A 3254-nucleotide genomic window follows, 5' to 3' on the forward strand; every position below is an offset into this window, starting at 1 on the left:
GCCATGACAGCACCCTTCTCCCCGTCACTATACGGGGAGAAGGTGGCGGCAGCCGGATGAGGGGCGGCGCCATGCTTTCCAAGAAGTTCCTTCGTCGCACGGCCGTTGCAGGAGCCTCCCTCATTGGACTCACCGCAATTGCCGCCACCACCCTCTGGGCGCTCGACCGTGCCTTCCCACCCCCGCTTCCAGCCGAACTCACGGTCTCCACCGAAGTCCAGGACCGCGACGGCGAATTGTTGCGGGCCTTCGCCACGCCGGACGGCTACTGGCGGCTCGAAACCCGGCTCGACCAGGTCGACAAGCAATTCGTCGACATGCTGGTCACCTACGAAGACAAGCGTTTCTGGGATCATGAGGGTGTCGACGTGCTGGCGCTGGCGCGTGCCGCCGGCCAGTTCGCCACCAGCGGCCACATCGTCTCCGGCGGCTCGACACTCTCGATGCAGCTCGCCCGGCTGATCGAGCCGCGCGAAAGCCGCAGCCTCGGTTCCAAGGTCAAGCAGATACTGCGCGCCATCCAGATCGAACGGCGGCTGTCGAAACGCGAAATCCTCGAACGCTACCTGACGCTGGCGCCCTATGGCGGCAATCTGGAAGGCGTGCGCGCCGCCTCGCTCGCCTATTTCGGCAAGGAGCCGAAGCGGCTTACGGTTTCGGAATCCGCCCTGCTCGTCGCTCTGCCGCAACTGCCGGAAAAGCGCCGGCCCGACCGCAATTTGAAGATCGCCCACGCCGCCCGCGACCGGGTGCTGACCCGAATGGTCTCCTCCCGCCTGCTCGGCGAGCGCGAGGCCGCACGGGCCTCCCTCGACGATGTCTCGGACCTGCGCCGCACGCTGCCGGCGCTCGCCGCGCACGCCGCCTATGCGATGTTGCCCAAGGCCGTCCCCGGCCAGCCCTTGCAGCTGACGATCCGCAAGAGCGTCCAGGAGGGGCTGGAACAGGTGGCGAGGGACGCGGCCACCAAGCTCGGCCCCCGCCTGTCGGTCGCTATGGTGCTGGCCGACTCCCGCACCGGCGACATCCTTGGCGAAGTCGGCTCGGCCAATTTCTTCGACGCAAGCCGCTCCGGCTGGATCGACATGACAAAGATCGTCCGCTCGCCAGGCTCGACGCTAAAGCCCTTCATCTACGGTTTGGCCTTCGAACAGGGCCTGGTGGCGCAGGAAACGCTGATCGACGACAGCCCCGTCGATTTCTCCGGCTACCGGCCGAAGAATTTCGACATGGGCTACCAGGGCGATGTCAGCATCCGGCAAGCGCTACAATTGTCGCTCAATGTGCCGGCGATCCGCGTGCTCGACGCGGTCGGGCCAACGCGGCTGATGGCGCGCTTCCGCCAGGCCGGCGTCAGCCCCATACTGCCGGTCAACGAAGCCCCGGGCCTGGCCATCGGTCTTGGCGGCGTCGGGGTGACATTGCGCGACCTCGTCCAGCTCTACACAGGGCTCGCCAATGGCGGCAAGACGCACACGCTGCATGACGGCACCGAGCCTGCCGATGCCGAGCGCACCAGCGCCACCATCCTCGACGGTCAGGCCAACTGGCAGATCATCGACATATTGTCAGGCGTCAAGCCGCCCGAGGGGGCCTTGCAGCGCGGCATCGCCTACAAGACCGGCACGTCCTACGGATACCGCGACGCCTGGTCGGTCGGCTTCGACGGCCGCTACGTGCTGGGCGTCTGGGTCGGCCGCCCCGATGCCGGCGCGGTGCCCGGCCTTTCCGGCTATGTCTCGGCCGCTCCCATCCTGTTCGAGGGTTTTGTCCGCTCGGGCCTCGCCACCGTCCCCTTGCCGGGCAAACCGCCCGGCATGTTCAGCCCCAGACGCGAGGACCTGCCGGTGACGCTCGCCCGCTTCGGCGCCGGGTCGGATGGCCTGGTGCAGGCGACGGTGAGCGAACCCGCACCGACCATCATCTTCCCGCCTGACGGCGCCCGCGTCGATCTCGGCACCAATTCGGCCGACGCCTCGCCACTGGTGCTGAAGCTGCAAGGCGGCCGTGCGCCGTTCCGCTGGCTCGCCAACGGCAAGCCGCTGGCAGGCATCGATCGTCGCCGCACCGCGACCTGGCAGCCCGACGGCGCCGGCTATTCGACGCTGACCGTCATCGACGCCGCAGGGCGTGCGGCGAGTGTGAAGGTGTTCGTCGAATAGATCGCGCCAAGAGATTCATGGAATTGGCTTTCCGGACGCTCGGCAGATAGCAGGATACTCACCCATGCCTGTTCCGAGGCACCCCTCGCGCAATCCGTTCTTGTCGGCAGCCTCGGCACTGGCAGCAACAATCCTTGTCACGGCAATCACCCTCCCCGCTTTCGCTGACCCACTCCCCGCCGGCTTCGTCCGGCTCGCCGATGTCGATCCCTCGATCCGCCAGGACATACGCTACGCCGGATCGGACAATTTTCTGCATCGCAAGGTGGACGGCTATGACGCCCCGGCCTGCATCCTCACCGAGCAGGCGGCAAAGGCACTGTCCGCCGTCCAGAAAGCGATCGCCGCCAAAGGCCTGACCCTGGTGTTGTTCGATTGCTACCGCCCTGCCCGCGCCGTCGCCGACATGAATGAATGGACGCGCGATGGCGGGTCGCCCGATCCACAATGGTATCCGAAGGTCAGGCGCAGTGAGCTGATCGCCAAGGGTTATGTCGGAGAACTATCGACCCATTCACGTGGCTCGACCGTCGATGTCGCCGTCGCCCGGACGGACCGCAGGTCCAGCCCGAACCCGGCCTGCGGCGCGGGCGATGCCGACACGCTCGATTTCGGCACCGGTTTCGACTGCTTTGATCCGATGAGCGAAACCGCCCACCGAGGCCTTGCCAGTGAAGCGGCGGCAAACCGCAAGATGCTTGTCGACGCCATGCGCGCCGGCGGCTTCAAGAACTATGCAAGGGAATGGTGGCACTTCACGCTGAAAAGCGAACCGTTCGCCAGACAGCGTTTCGACTTTCCCATCACCGCAGATTGATGCACCCGACCAAATTCCACACCTTGCCTCTGCACCGCCCCTTGCTAGATAGGCTGAGTGGCCGGGCCGTGGATTCTTCCTTAGGCCGCAAGAGGAAAATATTTCTCCTAACGGCGAAATAGCGTCGAACATTTTCTCCAGAGGGGCAAAAAAGGCAACATTGAATGCATCTAATTTCTACCAATTCGGTAGATTTGGCGCGGGTTCAACGGAGGCAGAAATGACCAAACCTCATTTCAGGAAACTGCTCGGCGCACTGGTCGCCACATCTGTCC

General features: G+C 65.1%; 2 protein-coding genes. Both read left to right on the forward strand.

The features are described 5' to 3' along the window. The first annotated feature begins 56 nt into the window (after nt 1–56). Nucleotides 57–2162: a penicillin-binding protein 1C gene (pbpC, locus tag EOC06_RS34935; RefSeq protein WP_164898917.1), complete on the forward strand. Its 2106-nt coding sequence runs from the start codon at nt 57–59 to the stop codon at nt 2160–2162. 64 nt (nt 2163–2226) lie between these two features. Continuing rightward, a complete protein-coding gene (locus tag EOC06_RS34940) occupies nt 2227–2979 on the forward strand; it encodes a M15 family metallopeptidase (RefSeq protein WP_245470338.1) in 753 nt (250 codons plus the stop codon). Nucleotides 2980–3254: the final 275 nt, after the last annotated feature.

It is taken from the genome of Mesorhizobium sp. M7A.F.Ca.MR.362.00.0.0, from assembly GCF_004023175.1.
Lineage (GTDB): Bacteria > Pseudomonadota > Alphaproteobacteria > Rhizobiales > Rhizobiaceae > Mesorhizobium.